10 protein-coding genes are annotated in these 23,506 nt (G+C 66.0%); 9 read left to right on the top strand and 1 reads right to left on the bottom strand.

Annotation, left to right across the window (positions count from 1 at the left end; genetic code table 11):
• Nucleotides 1-18 precede the first annotated feature (18 nt).
• The 9 genes from WMF26_RS24925 (at nucleotide 19) to WMF26_RS24885 (ending at nucleotide 17,553) form a co-directional block, all read left to right on the top strand.
• Nucleotides 19-3,426 carry a DEAD/DEAH box helicase family protein gene (locus WMF26_RS24925; protein WP_438002344.1) on the top strand — a complete coding sequence of 1,136 codons (3,408 nt, stop codon included), beginning with the start codon at nucleotides 19-21 and terminating at the stop codon, nucleotides 3,424-3,426.
• On the top strand, nucleotides 3,423-4,928 hold the full coding sequence (locus WMF26_RS24920; protein ID WP_438002343.1) for a type I restriction-modification system subunit M: 1,506 nt from the start codon (nucleotides 3,423-3,425) through the stop codon (nucleotides 4,926-4,928). Before WMF26_RS24925 ends, WMF26_RS24920 begins: the two co-directional genes overlap by 4 nt.
• Nucleotides 4,925-6,169, top strand: a complete 1,245-nt coding sequence (locus WMF26_RS24915; RefSeq protein ID WP_438002342.1) for a restriction endonuclease subunit S — start codon at nucleotides 4,925-4,927, stop codon at nucleotides 6,167-6,169. The genes WMF26_RS24920 and WMF26_RS24915 overlap by 4 nt, the downstream gene beginning before the upstream one ends.
• A 686-nt stretch (nucleotides 6,170-6,855) precedes the next feature.
• Nucleotides 6,856-8,493, top strand: a complete 1,638-nt coding sequence (locus tag WMF26_RS24910) for a hypothetical protein (protein WP_438002341.1) — start codon at nucleotides 6,856-6,858, stop codon at nucleotides 8,491-8,493.
• Nucleotides 8,483-11,050: a hypothetical protein gene (locus WMF26_RS24905; RefSeq protein WP_438002340.1), complete on the top strand. Its 2,568-nt coding sequence runs from the start codon at nucleotides 8,483-8,485 to the stop codon at nucleotides 11,048-11,050. Before WMF26_RS24910 ends, WMF26_RS24905 begins: the two co-directional genes overlap by 11 nt.
• A gap of 450 nt (nucleotides 11,051-11,500) precedes the next feature.
• Entirely contained in the window at nucleotides 11,501-11,890 is a 390-nt protein-coding gene (locus WMF26_RS24900) for a hypothetical protein (protein ID WP_438002339.1), read from the top strand.
• Nucleotides 11,884-14,676: an AAA domain-containing protein gene (locus tag WMF26_RS24895; protein ID WP_438002338.1), complete on the top strand. Its 2,793-nt coding sequence runs from the start codon at nucleotides 11,884-11,886 to the stop codon at nucleotides 14,674-14,676. The genes WMF26_RS24900 and WMF26_RS24895 overlap by 7 nt, the downstream gene beginning before the upstream one ends.
• Nucleotides 14,676-15,995 (top strand): hypothetical protein, encoded by a 1,320-nt coding sequence (locus WMF26_RS24890; protein ID WP_438002337.1) that lies wholly within the window; start codon nucleotides 14,676-14,678, stop codon nucleotides 15,993-15,995. The genes WMF26_RS24895 and WMF26_RS24890 overlap by 1 nt, the downstream gene beginning before the upstream one ends.
• Nucleotides 15,988-17,553: a phospholipase D-like domain-containing protein gene (locus WMF26_RS24885; RefSeq protein ID WP_438002336.1), complete on the top strand. Its 1,566-nt coding sequence runs from the start codon at nucleotides 15,988-15,990 to the stop codon at nucleotides 17,551-17,553. The genes WMF26_RS24890 and WMF26_RS24885 overlap by 8 nt, the downstream gene beginning before the upstream one ends.
• 90 nt (nucleotides 17,554-17,643) lie before the next feature.
• Here the strand turns inward: WMF26_RS24885 and WMF26_RS24880 are convergent, their stop codons facing one another.
• Nucleotides 17,644-23,271, bottom strand: coding sequence for a protein kinase domain-containing protein (locus tag WMF26_RS24880; protein ID WP_438002335.1), 5,628 nt, complete (start codon nucleotides 23,269-23,271; stop codon nucleotides 17,644-17,646).
• Between the last annotated feature and the right edge of the window lie 235 nt (nucleotides 23,272-23,506).

Raw genomic sequence — 23,506 nt, 5'->3', positions numbered from 1 at the left:
CTGCCCAAGGACGCCATCTTGAAGTCCCAGAACTTCGAATTCTTGCGACGCAAGCATCCCGAGCTCGCCGACCTCGGCGGGTTCGCGGAGGCGTACGCGCGGCCCGACCCGGGCAGCGCCCTGCTCAAGCTGAGGCTCTTCGTCGAGCACGTCGTTGGCCTCATCTACACTGGGTACCAGCTTCCTCGTCCCTACAGCGATAACTTGAACGACATGCTGAACGAGACGGTCTTCCGTTCGGCAGTCCCCGAGGTGGTCCTCAACAAGCTCCACGCCATCCGCAAGTCGGGTAACCGCGCGGCGCACCGGGAGGCTCCGACCACGCAGGTCGCTCTCCTGAACCTGCGGGACGGGTTCGACATCGCGCAGTGGGTGCACGTGCAGCTCGACGGCGGCAGCCAGGCGCAATGCCCGCAGTACCGCGAGCCGCCTCCGCCAGCCCAGCCGGGTGCGACGCTCGAGAAGGAGAAGGAGGCCCACGCCAAGCTCGCCGCTCAGGAGGCGCAGCTCCAGAAGGTGCTCGCCGACTTGGAAACCGAGCGCAAGAAGCGCGAGGCGGCCGAGCAGTCGTTCACCGTTACCAAGGAGCAACTCGATCAGCTTCGGGCCGAGGGGCAGAAGGCTGCCAACATCCTCCACTTCAACGAGCGCGCGACGCGCCGTCGTCTGATCGACGAGGAGCTCATCGAGGCAGGCTGGGACGTCGGGCAGAACGGCAAGAGCACGGAGCAGGTGCGGCAGGAGGTGCAGCTCTCCGCCATGCCCACCCCGTCGGGCGACGGCTTCGCCGACTACGTGCTCTACGGCGATGATGGCAAGCCGCTTGCCGTCATTGAGGCGAAGAGGACCTCCAAGGACGCGCGGGTCGGCGCCGAGCAGGCGCGCATCTACGCGACGTGCCTCGAGAAGGAGACGGGCCAGCGGCCTGCCGCCTTCTACACCAACGGCAACGACATCTACCTGTGGGACGACGCCCAGGGCTACACGCCGCGCAAGGTCTACGGCTTCTACTCGAAGGACAGCCTCGAGTACCTGATCCACCAGCGGAAGAACAAGACGCCGCTCACCGCGGTAGCGCCGAACCTCGCCATCGCCGAGCGCATGTACCAGCTCGAGGCCGTGAAGCGCGTCAGCGAGCGCTTCGAGAAGAAGTCCCGCCGTGCGCTTCTGGTTCAGGCGACCGGTACGGGCAAGACGCGCGTCGCGATCTCGCTCTGCGACGTCCTCATGCGCGCCGGCTGGGCGAAGCGCATCCTGTTCCTCTGCGACCGCCGCGAGCTCCGCAAGCAGGCGGACAGCGTCTTCAAGGAATTCATGCCCGGCGAGCCCCGCGTCGTCGTCGACAGCACGACCTCCTCGGATCGGGACAAGCGCATCTACCTCGCGACCTACCCGGCGATGATGAAGTGCTTCGAGAGCTTCGACGTCGGATTCTTCGACCTGGTGATCGCCGACGAGTCGCACCGCAGCATCTACAAGAAGTATCGAGAGCTGTTCCTGTACTTCGACGCCCTGCAGGTCGGCCTGACGGCGACGCCGGTGCAGTACATCGACCGCGACACGTTCAAGCTGTTTGGATGCGAGAACAACGATCCGACGTCGAATTTCGGCTTCGAGGAGGCCGTTAACTCAACGCCGCCCTACCTCGTGCCGTTCCGCGTGCGAGAGTACAAGTCCAAATTCCGCAAGGAGGGCTTCAAGTACTCGCAGATGTCACCCGAGCAGCGGGCTCAGCTCGAGGAACAGGAAGACAATGTGTCGGCCGTCGAACACGAGCCGGGCGAGCTGGACAAGGACGTCTTCAACAAGGACACGAGCCGAATCATCCTCCGCAGCCTGATGGAGGAGGGGATCCGCGACGCGACGGGGAGCCGCGTTGGCAAGACGATCCTCTTCGCGCGGAACCACGTCCACGCGGTGCACCTCGCCGAGCTTTTCAACGAGCTCTACCCGCAGTATGGGGGCACGTTCTGTCGGGTGATCGACAACCAGGAGGCCCGGGCGGACCAGCTCATCGACGACTTCAAGAACAAGGACAGCGACCCGGTCATCGCCATCTCGGTCGACATGCTCGACACCGGCATTGACGTGCCCGAGGTCGTGAACCTCGTCTTCGCCAAACCAGTCAAGTCGTATGTGAAGTTCTGGCAGATGATTGGCCGCGGCACGCGCCTCTGCCGGGACCTCTTTGGGCCCAGGAAGCACAAGACCGAGTTCCTCATCTTCGACCACGGGCGCAACTTCTGGTTCTTCGAGGAGAAGTACAAGGAGAAGCAGCCTTCGCCACAGAAGTCGCTGCTGCAGAAGATCTTCGAGGCGCGCATCGCGGTTGCGGAGGCCGCGCTCGACAAGATGAACGAGCCCGTCTTCCAGGCGACGGTCGACCTGCTCGTGCAAGACATCCGCGACGTGATTGCCTCGAAGAGCATCGAGGTGCGTGATCGGCGCAAGGAGCTCGAGCTCCTGTCGCACCGCGACACGCTCGCCCAGTTTGCGGCGGCGACCAAGGCGGACCTCCTCTCCATCGCGGCGCCGCTCATGCAGTGGCGCAACATCCGTGGGGACGAGGACGCCTACCGCTTCGACCTGCTCGTGACGCGGCTCGAGGAGGCAGTGCTCAGAGGCGCCCCCGCCGTGGCCGACCTCAAGGCGGCCGTGGAGGGCGAGGTTGCCCGGCTGATGAAGAACCAGAACCCGGTGAAGGCGAAGGCGGCGGCCATCCAGGCGGTCGAGAGCAGGGAGTTCTGGTCAAGCGTCACCGTGCCAAAGCTCGAAGAGATCCGCAGCGAGCTCCGCGGCATCATGAAGTACCAGGCTCAGGTGACGACGGGCCGCCTGATGCCGCGCGTCTTCGACGTGACCGACGCGGACGTCGAGGGCGTCGACCACACGCCCAAGCTCGAGGGGCTCGAGCTCATCGAGTACCGGCACCGCGTCGAGAAGGTCATCCGTGAGCACTTCGGGAACGACCCGACGCTCCAGCGCATCCGAGCGGGCAAGCCTGTGCCCGAAGCTGAGCTCGAGGCCCTGACCACGCTGGTGCTCCGTGTCGACGACAAGGCGAACCTGAAGCACCTGGTCCAGCCCGAGCTGAAGCAGTCGCTGCTGGACGTGTTGCGCGGCCTGGTGGGGCTCGACCCCGCCGCGGTCGACGAGGCCTTCACCGGCTTCGTGCACAAACACCCCCGCCTCTCCGCGCAGCAGCTCCGGTTCATGCAGGTGCTGAAGAACCATATCGCGCAGAACGGCGGGATCGAGCTAGAGCGGCTCTACGAGCCACCGTTCACCACCATCCACGCTGAAGGCATCGACGGCGTGTTCACCGAAGTGGGCCAGGTCGACGAGATCCTGGCCATCCTGGAGACCTTCCAGCCGCGAAAGGCGTCAGCGTCCAACCCGCCGCCCTCCGCGAGGCAAGCATCATGATCACCGGCAAGCTGAAGAACGACATCGACAAGCTCTGGGGGGAGTTCTGGACCGGCGGCATCACCAACCCGCTGACGGTCATCGAGCAGATCTCCTTCCTTATGTTCGCGCGGCTGCTCGACGTGGCCGAGACCCGCAACGAGAAGCGGGCCGAGCGAACCAAGAAGCCATTTAAGGGGACCTTCGACGGCCCTGACGACAAGCGGCGCTGGAAGAACTTCAAGCAGCTGAAGTCCGAGCAGATGCTGGCGGTCGTGAGCCAGAAGGTCTTCCCGCACTTCCGGCAGCTGAACGGCGGGACGACTTTCGCCGAGTACATGTCCGACGCGCAGCTCATGATCCAGAAGCCGAGCCTCCTGGTGTCGGCCGTGAACATGATCGACGCCCTGCCGATCACCGATGGCGACGCGAAGGGCGACCTCTACGAGTACCTCCTCAGCAAGCTCACGACGGCTGGCATCAACGGCCAGTTCCGGACTCCGCGGCACATCATTCGGTTCATGGTCGAGATGCTCGACCCGAAGCCGACCGAGATCGTCGGCGATCCGGCGTGCGGCACGGCGGGCTTCCTCGTGGGCGTGATGCAGTACCTGCTCGAGAAGTACACCTCGCCGAAGGGCATCATGATCGGGGAGAACGGCGACAAGATCTACACGGGCGACAAACTCGAGCCATACCGCGAGCACATCCAGAACGACATGTTCCATGGCTTCGACTTCGACAGCACGATGCTCCGCATCGCGTCGATGAACCTGATGCTTCATGGGGTGGATAACCCGGATATTCACTACCAGGACACGCTCTCGAGTAAATTTCCTGAGAGATTCGCGAAGCAGGCGACTGGTTGCTTCGACGTTATCCTTGCCAATCCGCCGTTCAAAGGGAGCCTGGACGCCGAGGATGTACACCCGTCACTCACGCAAAAGGTGAAGACCAAGAAGACGGAGCTGCTCTTCGTGGCGTTGATCCTGCGGATGCTGAAGAAGGGAGGGCGCAGCGCGACGATTGTGCCGGATGGCGTGCTTTTCGGCTCGTCGAAGGCGCACGTGGCGCTTCGGCAGATGCTCGTCGACGATAACCAGCTCGAAGCGGTCATCTCGCTGCCCTCGGGCGTGTTCAGGCCTTATGCCGGCGTCTCAACGGCCATTCTAGTCTTCACCAAGGGCGGGAGGACAGATCATGTCTTCTTCTACGATGTCGATGCTGACGGGTTCTCGCTCGACGACAAGCGCGATCCAGTGAAGGAGAACGATCTGCCGGCAGCGCTGGAACATTGGCAGAAGAGGAACGCTAAAAAGGATACTGACCGGACGGTCAAGTACTTCACGGTTCCGGTTAGCGAGATCCGGGGGAATAACTTCGATCTGTCAATCAACCGCTACAAGGAGGCCGTGCACGAGGAGGTGCAGTACGAATCGCCGAAGGTTATTCTTGGTAAGCTGCGGGCCGTCGAGGTGGAGATCGCTAAGAGCCTCGATGACCTTGCAAAGGCGTTATCATGATGAAGACTGCTACCGCCACTCCGACTACACTTGGCTCGGTGCTGGTGCGTATCGAGGCCGGCCGAAGCGTGAAGACGCTCGAACGACCGGCCGAGCGTGGTGAGCTCGGAATCCTTCGCGTGAGCGCCGTCACCTGGGGCGAGTTCGATGCGACCGAGAATAAGGCCGCGCTTCCAGACTACGAACCGAGTGGCTGTCCTCGGCCGATGAAAGGTGACATTCTCCTCTCTCGTGCCAATACCACGGACCTGGTGGGTGCCGCCGTTCAGGTGCCTCGCGACTTCCCGGATCTACTCCTGTCCGACAAGATCCTAAAGTTGGTGCCAGATGCGACCAAGGTTGATGCACGGTACCTGCTGCGAGTTCTTCAATCGCCTCCGACGAGGCGTTATTTTGCTGCGCGTGCCGGAGGTACCAGCGGCTCGATGCAGAACATCACCCAGGAAGACATTCGGAGCGTGCCGCTTCTCCTACCGCCGCTCCCCGAGCAGCGCCGCGTCGCCGAGATCCTCGACAAGGCCGACGCGATTCGACGCAAGCGGAAGGAGGCAATTGCGCTCGCCGAGAAGTTGCCTCAGTCAGTGTTTCTGGAAATGTTCGGGAGTCCAGTGGACAATCGCAGGCGGCGTCATATTGTCGCCTTAAGAGAGCTGGTGGCTGACGCTGATAAGATTAATTACGGCGTAGTGCAGCCCGGTGATGAGTGTCCTGAAGGTATTCCTTTGGTAAGAGTCGGTGATTTTGCTGACTTAAGAATTCGAACTGATTCGATGAGGAGAATTGATCCTAAGATCGACCAGCGCCATGCGCGCTCTCGCCTCATCGGTAACGAAGTGCTCATTGCATGCGTTGGGGCAACATTTGGTAAGGTTGCCTTGGCAGAGCCGGTGCTCGCTGGAGCCAATATTGCACGCGCAGTGGCGCGAGTTCCCTGTGGGCCCAGGCTGAATCCGCTGTATCTTGCGTATTATCTTCGGCTTGAATACGTTCAAAACTATTTTCGAAGCGAGATTAGGACGGTGGCGCAGCCGACATTGAACATTGCGCAGATTGAGGAAACGCCGGTGGATGTTCCATCGATTCAGGAACAAGACCGTTTTGTATGTATAGCTCGCGCCGCTGAAGTTTCATTGCTTAATCAAAGGAAGGCGATTGGTGCTAGCGATGCGCTGTTTGACTCCATTGTGCGGAGTGTGCTTTGCGGAGAGCTTGCTCGAGGGGTTGTGTCGAAGGTTGCTTAGCTCAAGATGTTTGTCGAGGTGGAGGCCAGGTGAGTCTGTTAAAGAGCGCCCTGTGTTGTGTGGATCTCGTCTGAAGACTGTTGGGTGTGAGTAGAGCCATTGTGTTCATGTGAGCAGCCAAGAGTTGCTCGTGTCATCGCTGTGCTGATTGTCGATGCTCGTGCCGCTCGACGTGAATCTGTTTCAGGACGCGCAGGACCATAGTGCTCGTACCCTCGAAGGTGCGGGCGTGTACTGCATCGAGGAGCGCTGGGGCGCTCGTCCCGAGAGTGATACCCTGTTTCACAAACCGCGCCGGAAGGACGGCGAACTTGAGTCTGGGACACCAGGATAATCGAGAGATGAAACTTCGCTGAGTAAGCGTGGAAGGCGTGGATACAGAAGAGGTGGAGCAAGTTTTATCCGTGAGTATACTCCATCCTTCCTTCAGCAGCACGTGCGGGGCGAGTTTAGCCTCTTTCGAGGTCGCGTCGTTTTCGACGCGGGTGACGAGGGAAGACTCCTGCTGGTGTTGTGTAGCATCTGCTTTGATGGCTTTATTGAAAATTTTTCAGGTAAGCCTGCCACGCTGTCGTCGGAGCGTCTGGGATCAGTGCCTTCTGCTGCACGGAATTCGATAGCATTTGCCTCTGTAAGACTGATGACAAGCAAGCTGCCGCCCACGAGGTCGGGTCAGGAGGGGACGGATGACGATCGTGGAGAACATCGCCTGGGTGAGTCCGCCGCAGCCGATCCGCGGTCTTGATCACCTCGGGGTCCAGGCGCCGTGCACGACCCTCTACACGCAGCTCCTTCCAGGCATCACGAACGTTACCGATCGGGCCCGGTACTACGCCTTCTATCCATGGGTGATCTGGTCCTTCGAGCGCCGGTACGCCGACCACTCCCTTGATGAGTTCCGGCGCGTTCTGCGCCGTGCGGAGTGCCTCTTCGCGCTCATCGCGATCCGACACGCCCGTGCGCTCGGCGACGCCGACCATGGGCGCCACGGCATCGGGATGGTCGGCCGGTTCGAGCTGCTCCGGATCGGCGACGATGTCGAGGAGATCTCGTTGGACGAGTACGCGGCCCTCGAAGGGCCAAGGCGCTACTTCAAGAACAAGCTCGGCGGGCTCGGCCAGTACTACTTTGGCCCGCTCCGCGACCTGAGCATCCTCGACCACTCAGATCAGGGAGTCGACTACCCGCCCGGGTATGGTCGCGAGCGGGGGCGCGAAATCGCCGAGGCGTTCGCCAAGGGCGTTGAGGAAGAGGCATTCTTCCGCGTCCTGGAGGCATCGGCAATCGCCTGGTCGGATCTCGACGAGCTCGCGTCGTTCTGCCCTTGCGCGCTTCGCGGAAATCCCGTTGAGCACGAACTGCTGCTCGACGTGTTCCTTGCCAGGACAGCCGCGTACGAGGCCGATGGAGACCACGCGCGCCGGGCGTCGCTCGGACTGATGCTCGACCTCGCCGCCCGTGGTGGGAAGAACCCGGATTACACGTACGAAGCGCTGCTTCGCGGCGCTTCGTACGCCGGGGTGCTCTCCGACGGCTCGCCATGGGAGTTGGACGGGGCGCTGCTCCGTGCGCGACGGGGATGGGGGACTTACCAGCGGAACGAGCTCCTGTCGCTCGCCGTCCAGGGGCTCTTCGCGGCGATCCTCCGCGCTGTCGAGCGTGACCACCAAGGCGTGCTCAGGGAGTCCTCCGACGCAGCGGACGTGGGCGAACGCTTGCTGTCGTCGTTCGGCGCGAGGCTCTCACGGCCCCTGGCCGACGAGATCGCGCACGTCCGAGGCGAGCTGCCGCCGCTCGCAAACTGGTCTGCTCCCGAACACGAACTGGATCGCGGCTGGCGTCTCGCTGGGCTCGGTCTTGAGGACGATCAGCTTGAAAACGTCGCCGTTGAAAGCCTCCAGATCCTGCTGGCCCTGCTCGCCCGCGGCGTCGACGAGTACCCGTACGCCGACTTTGAACTCGACCCCGAGTACTTCGACCCCCAGGAGGTCCACCTCCTCTCCCTCCGGCAGGCCTCGCGCACGACGTGGGCCGCGATGAGCCTCGGCGAGTGGATCCGATGGCTCTCGGTGCACTGGTGCGTCGGCCGCCATCTCCGGGTCGCCCTCCGCAAGCTCCGCGCGGAGCGCCGCGACACCTTCCGCATCCGGCCGCTCGAGGGCGAGCTGCGCGTCGTGGAGGCGCCGGCGCCGACGTTCACGCTCCCCCGCGTCACCAGGGCGGTGCAGATCCTCCGGGACCTCGACCTGATCGACCTCGAGGCCGATGGGCTCGTGCTGACCGAGCGCGGCCGCGCCGCGCTGGAGGTGTGCCGTGGAGGGTGAGCTCGCATCCATTTCGCTGATGGAGCACCTCTCCGAGCCGGGATTCCGGGCCTCGGTCATCGCGACCTACAACTGCTACTTCCCGTTCTACGAGGAGGTCGTGCTCCGGCGCCTGGTCGCCGCGGGCTGCACGCACAACGTCCTCATGATGGATGCCGCCCGGTGCGCGGAGGCGTTCGCGAGCGAGGACCTCCGCCCGCGCCGCGCGGGGAGGGACTACACGCTGATCCCCGTCGAGGTCGGCGGCGCCTTCCACCCGAAGATCCTGCTGCGCGTCGGCAAGTCGAAGGGGGCGCTGTTCGTCGGCAGCCACAACCTGACGCTGTCCGGCTTCGGGCTGAACGACGAGGTGACCACCGTGTTCCGCGCCCAGGGCGCCTCGATCCGCGGCGCCGCGGCCCCGTTCCGCCGGGCGTTCGAGTTCCTCGCCGGACACGTCCCCTCCGGATTGCCCGACGTGGTCGAGGCGTACGAGGGCCTCAAGCTCGGCGTCCCGTGGCTGGACGGCCCGGTCGCCGCGGACGCGGGCGATCGCGTGATCCTGACGTCCTCGGCGACGGGCGCCGATCTCTGGTCGCAGATCGTGCCCCGCATGCCGCGCGATGTCGCGACCGCGTTCGTCTGCGGACCGTTCTTCGATCCGAAGCTCGCCTTCGCGCGCCGGCTGCTCGCGGATGTCCGGCCGCGTGAGGCCGTGATCGGGATCGATCCCGCGTCGGTCGACATGGATCCGAACGAGGCGGCGAAGCTCCCCGGCGTCCGGTTCGTCAACGTGGCCGGCGTCCCGAAGCACCGGCAACCCCGCGACGACGGCGTGCACTACCTGCACGCGAAGGTGCTCTGGTTCCAGGGGGCGGACGGCGAGCTCCTGGTCGTCGGGAGCGCGAACCCCAGCGTCGCGGCGTTCCTCGCGCCACCGGCCAGCCGCAACGCCGAGGCCGTGGTCGCCGACCGGCGGGTCGGCGCGGGCGCCGCGCTCGGCATTGAGGCTCTGCGCGCAGCGCCGCCGGTCACGGAGGCGGACTGGTCGTTCATCGCAGAGCGACGGGCGACCCAGCCGGCGCGGGTCGACGCTCCTGGTCGGAAGGTGTGGATCGCCACGCCAACCGCCCACGGCTTCCTGGCGCAGGCGCCGATCCGCGCGGGCGTCGTCCTGCACGGCATCGGCGACGAGGGCGCGGTCCTCGGCCAGGCCGTCGTCCGGGGGGAGAGGAGCGGGACCTCCATCGAGGCGCCGGAAGGCGTACGTGACGGAGCTCACTTCCTCGAGGCGCGGTCGCCCGGTGACCCGATGCTGGTCATCGTCCATCGAACCGAAGAGATCGCGAAGAACCTCGGCGGCGACACGCGCAAGGCGCTGCGGCAGGCGCTCGGCGCGCTCCAGGAGGACCCCGGTCAGCTCGAGACCCTCCTGAAGCTCACCGAGAAGGTGATCTTCGATTCCGATGACGTCGTGCGTACGACGCCTTTGCAGTCCACCGGCGGGGCGTCCTCCACGACGGAGCCGTCGATGGGACCCGCATCGCTGGCGGTGGATGCCGCCGGGCCGAAGGCCGGTCGACGCCGACGCCGGCTCGCGAGCGGCGACGTCCTGGTGTTGCTCGACGCGCTCATGCGGCGCCTTGGCGAAGGCCTGTCGGCCGCGCCCGGCCCGCGCCCGCCAAGCGACCAGGAGCAGATCGGCGCGGACGAGGAGGACGGCGGCGAGCTCGCGCGCGAGGCCCCCGACCACGAGGCGCTCGCGAAAGCTTGCCGCGGGAAGGTGCGCCGGCTGATCAAGCGCATGGAAGGGCAGCTCGAGCTAGCAGCCGAACCGGACCGAGCCCGGCGAGCGGTAGTTCAGCTGGCTGCCGTCCTCGGGGTGCTCCGCGCGCTGCGCCTGATCGAGCAGCGACCGGAATGGCGGCGGAAGCGACTCGAGCTCGTCGATAGGGATGACGCATGGTGGCTCTACGAGTCGGCGGCGCTCGCACTCGTGTGGGGCGCCGAACCGGTGGCGCAACGTGCGCTCGCCGAAGCGGACGGCGAGATGTTCGAGGAGCTTTCGATGGTCGTCGGCCTTCTCGGCTGGCTTGCCTGGGAGGTCGGCCTCGACGTCGAGGTGGCCTCGGAGCGGGCAGGGCAGCGGGGCGTCGAGGATGATTCCTGGGTCACGGCGCAGCTCTACGCCTTGCTCGCGCCCTGGCTCGCGGCTGACCCAGAAGCGATCTCGATCCTCGAGGAGAGCGTCGCCCGCACACCCAAGCCCCGGGTCGACGGCGACCGGTGGTTCATCGTACACCTCGGCCTCGCCGAGCGCCTTGCGGAGGTCCTCGCCGACCCCGCGCGCACGGCCAGGCCCGCCCGCCGGCCGCGTCCCGGCGATCTGGTCGTGCTGGCCGAGCGGTTTTCCCCGCGCGTCCGCGTCGTGCTCGACGTCAACGCGATCGTCGGCGACGCGAAGGTGGTGCTCTTCGATGCCGGCGACGAGAGCGGCCGGCGCGAGTTCCTGGCGTCGAAGGTCGCGAGCCTGCCGTGGGAACCCGAGCGCGGCGCGCGTGTTGCCGCATCGGCGTAGCGGGGCAAGGGCCTGGTGAACACGATCTGCTGCGTCGCGTTGCGGAGGCATAGAGCGGCCGAAGCGCTCGCGTGCGGCGAGCGCACTGGGAGACGCTCCGCTGGTTCGCGAGTCACCTGGCGGCTGGGCGTGTGGTGGATGCATGGCTGGATGCTCGCGCGGGCCCGCAGGACCCGTACATGCCGCAGGACACGGCGCACGGGACGGTCGATCGGGGGGCGGACCCTCGCGATGCGTAGCCGCCGGTCCGCGGGGCAGAAGAATCTTTCTGGCGGCATAAGCCCGCTTAGGGTGATCTCCTGCAGGAGGAGCCTGGCAGGGGCCTCGGTTCACACGCCGCGCAGGCTCAAGAAGGCGAACGGGACACCCCGGAGGGGTCCACCGGCTCGATCAAGCCGGCACCTGGTCGAGGAGAAGATGCTCGGCACACCCGCTGCAATACGGTCGAGCATGAAAAACTCATCTCGATCCACCGCATCGTTCCCCCTGCGTCCAACACGTCACTACTTCGAGCGCGCCTCCCACCGACATCTCCGCGACAATGTGCGCGACTTCATCCTTCGCCACGGCGTGGATATCCGCGCGGCGGGAGCCACCCACCTTGTCGTGATGGAGCGGCGGCTCCCGGAAGACCTGCGCGGCACGGAAGCGGCACGACTTGCGCGCGACTGGATCATCGTGGTGGGCGACGGCGGCGCCCTCATCACCTGCTACCGGCGGAGGCGCGCGGTTCGCTTCATCCGCCGGAAGTCCGGGCGACCATCGGCGCGATCGGAAGGTCGCCCGCGTCAGACGCCGAAGGCGCGCGCGCGTCACTCGGGAGGAGGTGCTGCATGCTGACCCAGCGGATCACTCGCTACGCGGCTGCTCATGGGATCGCCCTGCCTGCGCTCACCGACAACCATGTGCGTGAAGGCCTGGCGGGCACGTTGCGCATCGAGCCCGAGATCCCGTTTCAGGTGCGCTCCGACATCCAGGGCAGGCTTGGGCCAGGGGTGGACGTGGGCGCGCTGCTCGGCGGGCACGTTCGTGCGGGTGTGCGCCCCGGGGACGGCGGTTGGGAAGCGGTGAGAGCATTCGCGTGTGGGGCAGCGCGACCGACCGCATGCGCCCTTGTGCTGACCACCCCCGCGTGGCGTTTCGTGCTGATCCCTGTGAACGGCGGCTTCCTCGTGATCGAGGCTCACCGCCAGAGCGCCGACGTTGAGCCTTCTCCGCCGGAGCCGCTCCTCTACGCCCGGTTCCGACATGGGACCGTTTCCAATTTCGACGGCGACGGGATCCTCCGGGCCATCGCCGCCCGTGTGCAGGTCAGGAGATTGGCCCGTCGGATCGAGTCCGTCGAGCGGGCAGACCGCGCGTTTCTCTTGCCGTACCAGCGCTACTTGAAGGCCCTGCACGATCGGCTTCGGAAGCTGTCGTCGAGCGTAGCGTACGAGCTTGTCTCCAAGAAACCGATCCGGCTCGAGATCCGCGGGGAGGACGACGGGTGGCCGCTTGCCTTTTCATTGCCGCGCGCACAGGTCGATCTGCCGCGGCTGGGCGGCGGGATGCGCCGCCTTTATGTGGCCGAGGTCGACGACGAACGGCTCGTGCTCACGCTTCACGGGGAGGACGACCGAGAGGAGCCGATCGCGGAGCAAGGGTACGCAAGGCTCGCCAGCGCGGTCGGCCCGCTCCGGCGCATGCTGGAAGCTCTCGAAGCGCTGGCCGAAGGACGCCACGCGGCGCACGTGGAACTGCTCAATGCGTTCCTCCGCCCCTACGAATTGCCGGCCTTCGATCTGGCGGCAGCTTCATTCCCCAGGCTGGGTGCCCGGGGACAAGAGAACGACGCGCAGCACCGCGCGGTCGCGCTTGCGCTCGCGAGCCCGGATTTGTGCGTCATAGATGGACCGCCGGGCACCGGTAAGACCACGGTTATCTGCGAGATCATCCGCAACCTGGTCGCTCGCGGAGAGCGCGTCCTGCTCGTGGCTCCGACCCACGTAGCCCTCGACCACGTGCTCCAGCGCATAGGCGACGAGCCCAGCATTTTTGCGCTGCGTATCGGCTGGCCGGATACCGTCGACGAACGAGCTCACCGCTTCCTCGTCGACCACCGCGGAGCGTCACTGGGCGAGCGGTTGCGCGGGAGCCTCGATGCGGCGCTCGACGGGGCCGACCTCGCCGATCCCGTCGTCGCAGCGCAGCGGGTGTGGCGCGACGCCATCGAGCACGACGCGAAGCTTGGAGACATGCTTCTGCTGAACGCGAACCTCGTTTGCGCGACCCCCATCGGCATCGCCATGGATCCCGCGTTCCGCGAACCAGAGCCGATCTTCAATGTGCTCATCATGGACGAGGCCAGCAAGGCGACGGTCCCCGAGTTGCTCGTGCCCGCGACCCGAGCGTGCCGCTGGATCATCGTCGGCGACCACCTCCAGCTCGCTCCATACGCCGAGCTTGCGGAGCTGCGTGCGATCGCCGCTCAACGTGCCGAGCGGGGCGAGGCAGGCGCAGATGACGAACAGATCGAGGAGCTCGCGTGGACACTGCGCAGGCACTTCGAGCAGCGCATGCATCCCAACGATCGTATCCGGGAGCGAGTACGCGAGGATCTGCTGGCGGCCGCGTTCCCAGGAGAAGAGGAGGACGTCATCACGCGCCTCGCCGCCGTCCCTGATGACCAATGGCGCAACCTGGCCGACGCCTACCGCCAGTCAGGGGTACTTCCAGCCGAACTCGATGATGTGACGTTGGCCGACAAGGCCGCTTTCTATCCGCGCGCGCGCCTCCTCGCGGAGATGCTCGAGATGCAAGACGTCGCCATGCGCAGCGCCTTCGAGCTCATCCGCAGCATCCCGGACCTCGCCTCGCGTAGAGTGAGCCTCGACTGTCAGCACCGCATGCACCCGCAGCTCGCCGAGTTCTCACGCCGTTGCGTCTACGGGCCGCAGAACCTTGGCTACAAGTCCGCCGGCCACACGGAGGAGCTCGGATTGCCCGTTCCGGGGCTGGAGGCTCCGGCGATCTGGATCGATACGGCATGGGCCGAGGCCAACGATCGCTACGAGTATCCGCGAGATGGCCAGTGGGACAGCGGTGAGTATGTGAATCCTCTGGAGGCCGATATCGCCGTCGAAGTTGTCGAGAGATGTATCGTCTGGGCTGAGCGGAGCTACCGCGGCGAGCGCCGCCCGGACGATCCATTCGAGATCGGCGTCGTCACTTTTTACCTCTCGCAAGCCCGCAAGCTCATCGACGCGCTCTCTCCGCTGTATCGGCCTGGAAAGTCGCAGTGGCGAGGTCCCGCTTACCAACGCACAGCAGCGGGCGGACTTATTGACGTTCACGTGAGCTTGGTGGACCGTTTTCAGGGACAGGAGAAGCATGTGATCATCCTCTCGGGAACGCGCAGCAACCCGATGCACCGCCGGGGTCACGTGAACAACCTCAACCGCCTCAACGTCGCCGTAACCCGCGCCCATCACAAGCGGATCATGATCGGCGACACCTCCACGCTCGCAAGGCGAGGCAACAAGGAGCGTCCGCCGGGCGATCTGCTTCGTGAGCTGCTCACCGACTGCGAGCACAAACAGGCATGGGGCAAGCGGCTCGGCCGACGACCCGGCGCCGAGAGGTGATGATGGATCCGGCTCACTTCATCACTGCCGCACGCGTGCTCGAGAAGCGACCAGATGCTCCCGCGATGGTTCTCGGACGCGCACTCAAGCTCTACGAGGTAGAGCTGTCGTCGGTAGACCTCGCGGTGGAACAGAAGCTTCCGCCAGTCGACCGTGCCGTCCTGCAGCTCGCTCAGGCGCTTGGCGCGGTCACTGCAGCCGATGTCAGGGCATATCTAGGCCTCGGCCCAGAGTTGTCCCCGCCCATCGTCGCGCGCCTCACGAAGGTCGGCCTGTTGCGAGCGAGCAGCATCACCCCGCGGGCTACCTTCGCGCGCCAGGTCGAGCATGTACACGACGATCGCGAGCCCGGCCTCTCGCTGACAGAAGCGGGCGCCGAAGCGCTTGCGGCCGGCGCTCGCGTCGTCATTCGCCAGCGCTCGCTTCGTCTTCTGATGAGCGCGGATCCTCTCATCGTGGTGAGCGTTCTCTCGCGACCGACGCACGCCCGCGCACGAGGTGACCTTCCGCTGCCTCCCACGGAGGTTCCGAAGCCGCTCCAAGCCCTGGATGCGATCCTTCGTGCCTCGCGGCAAGCCCGCTTCGAGGCGCTGGGGCTCGACGACACGCTCACGGATATTCCGGGTGGCGAGCGCATTGAGGGGCGCCTTCTCGGCTGCTCACTCGGAGCGCCGTACGAGGTTCGGTTGGCGTCAGAGAACCTGGAAGCGTGGCTCTTGATCGCCGTGCATACGGCGCCGATGGAGCCCTTGACGCACCGGCTCCACACGGCGGTCTTCCGGCGCGGTGAAACCGATCTCCGCCCGCTCGTTCACATTGATCCGTTTGCCACTGTCCCTTCGTGGCTGCGCGCACCTCGCGATGTTGACAAAATCCTCCACGACGCCGGGATGCGTCCTCTTTCGCCGGCGGCCCTGCCCCCATTTCCCGTCCTTGCTGAGGGCACGCAGCTCCTCGAGCTTCTCGGTCCGGGAGACGAGCCCGCTCCGGTGTGGCGGGCTCTACCCAATCCCGGAGACGGATTCTTCGCGCGCGTTCACCTGCGGGCGATCCCGACATCGACCGAAGCGGCCCATGATGCCCTTTTCACCTTTCTCAGCCGCCGTCCGAACGCTCTGCGCGCCGGCCTCGCGCGCGCCCTCGCAATGACCTGGGAAAAGCTCTGCTCGTTCTGGTCGTGGAGCGACGCGGCACCGCCCGACATCACCACGGTGCATGAGCGTCTGTGGGCACAGCCCGCCTTACGAGGGGTTCTCTGTGCTGGCCGCCTCGAACGGGACCTCGTCGCCCCATACCTCCCAGAGGTGCAGCATGATTGACGCCGCCCGTATCGCCACGCTTGGCCCTGAGCGTCTCGTGGGCATGTTCTTCGTCCCGGGGGCGCCCATGCTCCGGGCGTGGATCGAGTCGAATCCGCTGCCTGGTCCGACCGCGGCAGGTCCGATCGCGCACCTCGCGACCACCGGCCCGGACCCGAAAGCGCCCCTACGCGCTGCGCTGCTCGATCTGATTAACGGCGCCGAGGAGAAAGTCTTCCTCGCCAGCTTCCTGTTTGCCGATCGCGCCGTCACAGAAGCGCTCGCCCGTAAGGCCGAGCGTCTCCGGGGAGGCGTGTACGTTCTTACCGCGCTCGATCGCAGCTTCCCCATGGATATCGGCGAGCCCGAGGAGGATGAGCCCGGAAAGCGTGAGCAGATCGACCGCAACCGGCGTTTGCAGCACTTTGAGAATCTTCGTACGCTCGCCAAGGCGGGCGCATGGCTCCGCAGCGCAGCCGACCTGCACGCAAAACTTTGTGTTGTCGATGACCGCGTCGCATTCGTGACGTCTGCGAACGCGACCGACGCGGCATACCAGAAGAATCCAGAGAACGGCTTACTTGTACGCGACCCCATGCTCGCGCGAGAGCTCGGTCGCGCCTTCGCGCGCGTCTTCCTCCACCGCGTCACCCATCAGTCGCCCCCAGCCGCTGACCTCGATGTGAAGGAGTTCCGGCCCACCCCCGGTCCTCCCTGGAAACCGATGGTGGTCCGCAGTCCAGACGCTGCCGTCGCCACCATCGGCCGAGATGAAGCCTCTCTCCTCCACGTCACGCTGGAACTCATCAATAGCGCCCGCCGCGAGTTGGTCCTCACCGCCTTCAGCGCGGTCGACCTCCGTGATCACCCCGTCGGGGTCGCCTTGCGCGCCGCCGTTGCTCGCGGGGTACGCATTCTCGCGGTTTTTCCTCCCGACGACCGCCGTTCCGATCGCCGCGAAACCGGTGCCTGGCTCTTCGGTGACGCGCCAGACGGCGCAGTTACGGTGGCAGGCTGTCCGCGGACCCACGCGAAAGCTATGGTCGCCGATGGGGCGCGTACCCTGGTGTGGACCGGCAACCTCGATGGACGGCACGGTTACCAGGACGGGTTCGAGTTGGGCCTCGCAACTTCCCGCCCCGACGTCGCCATCGCCGTGCGCGCCTACGTGATTTCGCTGGCCCTCGTCGCGAGCCACCGCGCCGTCTTCAACCCCACGCCTGACACCCTCGCCGACGCATACGGCACCCCGACCCCACTAACCGGTGACTGGACCCTTGTCCTCCCACCGGGCGCGCTCTGGTCCCCTGCCACCCTGATAGAGCTTCTTCGCTCAGTGCCGGCCACGTTCACCCGCCGTAGTTCCGAACTGATCGTTCGCATCGGCGAGGCCGCTGAGTTGATTACCAGCGTTGACGTTCAGCGGCGCACCCTTCGAGTAGAACGATCCTCCGATCGACCCAGCAACGGAGCGCCTTTCGATGGATATCTCCGGGGATGCCGCCTAACCGTGACGGGTGGGGGGAAGGAGATGGCGAGGCCCGAGAAACGAAGGGGTGGGCGAAGAGGTAGAGGTTGACAGCCTAGGGGGGTAGAGCGCCAGTGAAGGTTACTGTCCTTTCATGGATGCCGATCTGCTCGACGAGCTGAATCGCCGAGCCACTCCGCCTCAAGGATGGCGCATCCAGGATGCGCGCTCCGGGCCGCCGTTGGGCGCGCCGGTGTGGAGGGTCTCTTTGATGAAAGGGGCGATCGCCTTACTCTGCGTGAGCTCGTCGAGAAGTCGCGCGGCGTGGTCGAGCGAGTCGACAAGCTTGGTGTCCGCGTCCCGCGCCGTGAGCGTGCTGCCCAGCTGCTGGAGAGCGCGATCGACGATCTCGTTGAACGCGTCGGGGTGATGCTCGGCATTGCGCAGCCTGCCCGCGACGTCCATCAGCGTGTCGTCGAGCCACGCGGGAGCTCGAAGTTTCGCATTGTCGATCCGTGAACGCGCGCTCCGCAGGTACACGCTCGTGGGGGCGTCATAGCCGCGCGGGAGCCGCGCCTTCACGATCCTCCGGAAGGCGACCTCGAGCATGGCGGCCACGGCTGCGTAGCGGCGCGTGCCTTGGAGCATCCCGGCACGGATGAAGGTCAGGCTCCGCATCGAGTCCTGGGCCGCCTGTTGCACCGGGTCCGGGAGGCCGACGATCCGCTTTTTGAGCGCCGCCGCGATATCCGCCAGTCCGGTCGAGCGGTGCTCGTCCCTCATGCTCTGCACGATGGCGCGAAAGCGCTCTCGAAGCTCTCCGGCCGTCGGGCGATCGTCGGGTCGAGGTACCACCATCCGGCCCAGGAGAGCCTGGAGCTGGTGGGAGGCTGCGGACGAGGTCGTGGCGGCGCTCAGGTCCGCCTTCAGAAGCTTCCGCAGCATGGTGCCGGTGGAGTACACGTCGCCGGCGGTCGACCACGCCGAGGAGTCGCTCGTGTTGAGCACCTCGGGAGGAATGAACTCCGCCACGCCTTCGACGATGGAACGTGGGCCGCCACGGAGCTGCTCGACCGCCCGCGCCAGCCCGAAGTCGATCAGGACGACGTTGATCTCTACCTTGCGAGCATCGTCGTCCTGCGGGACGCGGAGGAGGACATTCGCGGGCCGGATGTCGCGGTGAACCACGCCCGAACGCTCCAGCACCGCCAGGACTTCCGCCATCTGCAGGCCCACTTCGGCGACCGTGGGCTCCATCATGCTGCCCTCGGGGAGCGGGTAGCCCGGGATCCACTCGTAGAGCACGAGCCCCTGCTGAGGGTCATCGTCCGCGATGCCCATCTGCAGGATGCGGGGCAGATGCTCCCGAACCCGCTGGTCGCCCGCTTCGCCGATCTTCCGGAGGAGCGCGACCTCGTGGATGAACCGCGCCCTCGCCCGCGTCTCGCGGAGGGAGATCGCCCTCACCGCGACAGCGCGGTTGTTCCATTCTGCTTGCCAGATCCGGGCCTGGCTGCCCTCGAAATCGGGAGCCTCGTCGGCGTCGCTGCTGCTCACGCGCGGCGGCCGTCGCACCCGGTGAAGCCCCAGGCGCTGCGCGGCTTCACGCTCGGCATCGTCATGGAGCGGGCGCGGGCTGAGCGCACGAATTGCGAGAAGATGCTCCAACATCGGCAACTTGAACTCGCCGCGCTCGTTGAGCACACGGAGGTTCTCGAGCTCTGTCTCCGCTTCGTTCAGCCGCTCATCGAGCGGCTCTGCGTCGGGGCAGAGCTTGCGGAGCAGCGCTCTGGCTTCGGCGCGGCCGGCGCTCCCTCCGGCTGGTCTCTGCGCGCGCGCACCGGCCCAGGCGAGAGCCAGCGGATAGGCGATGCTCGGCTTCCAGTCGTTGAGGTTGTCGCTCTCGTTGAGCGGATCACGTACCCAGTCCCAGATTGCCGTGTCACCGTTGCGGAAATCCGTCTCGATCTTCTCGCTCGCCCGGTCGACGTCGGCGCGAATGAACCAAGTCCGGTGCGATTCCCGGCAGAGCGTGAGGATCTCCGTCAGGAGCTTGCCGAGGATGAACAGGTTCCCGGAGAGCTTCGCAAGGTGCTCGCGCGCCTCGCGGGAGCTCTGCAGGCCATCGCTGCTGGTGGTGCGCTGGAGCAGGTCGACGATCTCGTCATCGCTGAACTCGAACCGGTGGAATTCCTTGAGCGAGGCGCGCAGGTTGGTGCTGATCAGTTTCGGCAGATGCCCCTGGCCGACGAACCCGAAGAGCACCGCCGCGCGTTGCACCTTCCCTTCGCGTTTGACCACCGCCCACGAGTCCTCCATCCGCTCCTTGAGCCGCTCCGCGAGCTGCTCGCGTCGTGAATGCGCGAACATTGCCTGCGCCTCGTCCACGAGGACGTAGATGGCGCGAATCCCGCGCTCTGCCGCCTCTTCGCGGACGGAATCGTATGCATGCGCCACGGGCAGGAGCCCATCCTCCAGCTCCCGGTATACTTTCCTGGGGCTGAACCTGTTCTCGAACTGCCTCGCGATGTCCTCCCACAGGCCTACCAGCGTGCGCTGGCTGGCCGCGACGCGGTTCAGTAGGACGACGTCGCCAGCGTCGATGAACTTCTGTACGCCACGGAGCAAGCTCGTCTTGCCAAATCTTCGGGGGCCGTAGACGAAAAAGGACGACGTGCCCTGGCGCAAGATGCTCAGCAAGGCATCGTAGCGGCGCTCGACGCCGAGCCGGCAGCGCAGCATGTCCTCCGGCTCCACGTTCTGGGGGATGGGATCGCGCAGCTCCGGCATTGTCAATGCTAGCATCTTCCAGGTCAGCGTGGTCTTCTCGCTCTTGCCGTCCGGTGCGGTGCCCGTGATTGATACTTGCAGCTCCTTCTTGCGCGCCGCCATGTCCTCGGCGAAGCGTCGGGAGAGGACCACCGTGATTTCAAAATCGTGCTGGATGGTTCCCGCCGGGAGCTCGAGCGGCTCGATCTCTTCGCGGTACGCATGGGTCTTAGGGGTGTCGAAGCTCACGAACAGCTTCGTGAGCTTGACGCCGAGCTGGATTGCCGCCGGGAGCGGCGACTTGAAGCGCACCTGCACCGGGAAGCAGACGGTCCCGTAATCGAGCGTATCGATCTGCTTGTATACGCCTCGAGCATGGTGTACCGCGGCGCTGGCGCTGCCGTCGCTCTTCGAGGACAGCGGGGGATCGAACCAGAACGCGGGGAGCGAGCGCACGGCAAGAGACTGGGGCAAGACAACCGAGGCGATTTCCCGGATTTGCTGGAAGGTAAAGTTAGAAATCGTCTTGAACCGGGCGCGGACCACGTCGACGTCGCGCAGCGTGCTGCTGCAGTCGTCGAGGGACGCAGTTCGCAGGTGCTCCCGGACGGAGTCGAGCGTCTCCGTGCCGAGGCAGCTCGAGAGCTCCCTGAACCGCTGCAGGATCTCCTCTCGCTGGAGGACCTCGGCCTCGGTGTCAGGCCACCCGGCCGCGAGGCGGGCACGATCCTGGTCGGTGGTGATCTCTGCGATCTGCATGAATCGGCCCTCACGTTCGTTCCGTGCGGCCCGCTCTTCAAACGCCCGCCCGAGTCGCTCCGCGAGCGTGCCGGCACCCAGGTCGGGGAGATCGCGGACGTGCTCCTGCTCCGCCGCCGGGAGTTCCTCCACCCAGCGCAGGCAGGCCTGCACCTCGTCGCGAAAAGCACCGGCATCAATGAGTTGGCTGGCGCGCGCGGCGCGGTCCGTCACCCCTTGCCATACCCAGTCGGGGAGCAGTGACTCGATGCGGGTCGCGAGGGCGCGCGCGCGCTGGAGCTGGTCGAGGCTCTCCGGCCGGCCGAGCAGACCCACGAGCCTGTCGTCAATTGGGGCTTCGATGCTGGTACCGAGCCAGGTTGCGATCTCGTCGACCGACGTCGCGACGACGGCGACCTCGTTCTGCTCTGGCAGCCGTGCGAGCTGGGCGTTGAGGGCGACGATGGCCTGGCTCAGCGCGGCTGCCACCTGGAGTGGACGCGCCGGGTCGAGGGGCACCCCGATCCACCCTTCCTCGGCTTCGCGTAGGAAATCGAGCGTGCGGAGTACCTCGTTCACGTCCAAACAAAGGCGCGCACGCGCCGCGTCCAGCAGGGTGCGGACACACGGTGGCAGTGACTGCGTCTCGCCCACGCGCGGCTCCGAAGAATTTGGCACGCCGGGCGGCAGGTTGCTGTTGGCATCGACCCGCTGCGTGGACTGACGGACACCCTGCGCAGCCTCGCCTGCCCCCTGCGCAGCCTCGCCTGCCTCCTGCGCAGCCTCGCCGGTGCCTGGCGAGTCCTTGGTGGCATGCACGGCATCCACGCCAGTGCCAAGTTCCTCCTCGCCGGCGCCCAGCGCAGTTTCGCGAGCGTATGGTGCAGCTTCGCCAATTTCCTGCGCGGCCTCGCTACCCTTCGCCTTAATCCTGACGGTCAGCGGCCCGATGGGCGGCGTGGACAGGACGGTGGCAAGGCTCGTCACAGGCCCCGGTCGCGAACGCGGCGCGGTATCCGTCGGCATCTCCCCCGACGGCGCGAGCACCGACGCGGCGGCACGGCGCTTCGATGTCGGTGCACGGTAGTCCTTCCAGCGGAGGAGGACTGCGGCGGAGTTCGCGTCGTGCTCCGCGGCCAGCAGGTGCTTCACGTGTGACGCCAGGAACGCGTCATCATCGGTCAGATCGTCGAGGCCTTCGCGTAGCCACGTAAGAACCGCGCGACGCCAGGCGAAGGCAGCCTCTGGGCCGGTGGCCGCGTGGCTCAGGTCCTTCGCGCTCTCCTCGAGCTCGACCAGTCGGTCCCGAGCTCCGACCCCCCTCGCCATGGCCAGCCAGATCTGCGCGCGATCGTCGTCGAATAATGGCAGCTGAGAGAGCGCTGCGAGGAACGCTTGGAGCTTCTGGTTGCCGAACGATGCGGGGTTGCACGCGGTGTTCAGCAGCGGCACGCCGAGCGCGCGCCGCAGGGCCTGGTGCACGCGCTCGTCTATCTCGACATCACCAGGCAGAGGGCCAGCCACGAGTGGCCGGAGCTTTTCGGGCAGAAACGCGCGCGTCCGGACGCCGTGCGTGTTCAGGAACTCTCGAGCGATCGTGAGGACGTCCGTTACAGGGGGGGACTTCCGTGGCAAGAAGCGCCTCCGCGTGGCGGGGGGCACCCCCGACAGCCGGCGCCTCACGTCCTCGCCGAGGGCCTGCGCGGTCACGAGGAGATCCTCGTTGGCGATGCGACGGCGCGGAGGGAGCGTGGGCGTCTCCGGCTTCGGCGGCGGAGGCGCGACAGGCTTCGCATGCAGTGACGCATCGCCGGAGGGCTGCGCGGTCACGAGGAGATCCTCGTCGGCAATGTGGCGGAGCGGAGGGAGCGTGGGCGTCTCCGGCTTCGGCGGCGGAGGCGCGACAGGCTTCGTATGCAGCGACGTGGACGCGACGCGCGCAGCCGGCGCGGCGAGGAGGAGCAGCAAGCCGTCGAGCTGATCAGCGGGCGGTGGGCCTGCATTCGGAGCGACGGACTTGAACGACGCCTGGAAGCGGACGGCCTCTGGCGGGGCCGGAACGGGCGCGAGGAGGTCCGTGATGAGCAGCGCATCACCGCGCGGTGAGATCCTCGCCGTAGCCCTGCAGAGATCGGAGAACAAGACCAGCTCTTGTGCCTCCGTCCCCCGCGCCACGATGACGTAGTTCTTACCCCCCGACTTGGCCCACCGGTGGGTCAGCTCGTCGAAGACGTGCTGGCCGGAGCGGAGGCCCTGGGGCCCGCGGAACTCTGGCTCTCTGCGGACGGCGTTTCCGGTCAGCTGAAGATAGTGAGTCGTCATCGCGTGCGTTGCTCGAGCTGGGCGATAGCGCCGCTCCTCGAGAAGAAGCTGCGCTTCGTATCATGGAACCCTCTGGGAGCTCTTCCGGCTTCCCGACGGGCGCTGCCTACGGACGGAAGGCGTCAGCGTACATGATTGTGCGGGTGCCTGGTAGACGGGATGAGGGGCCCAGCGCCGCGCAGCGGCAGGCGGCACGCGCCGGAGCGAGAGCTGGGCCGACGGACATCTCCCTCCA

It is taken from the genome of Sorangium sp. So ce185, assembly GCF_051526825.1.
GTDB lineage: Bacteria > Myxococcota_A > Polyangia > Polyangiales > Polyangiaceae > Sorangium > Sorangium cellulosum_D.
The sequence above is the reverse complement of the archived record's forward strand: the minus strand, read 5'-3'. Positions and strand labels throughout refer to the sequence as shown.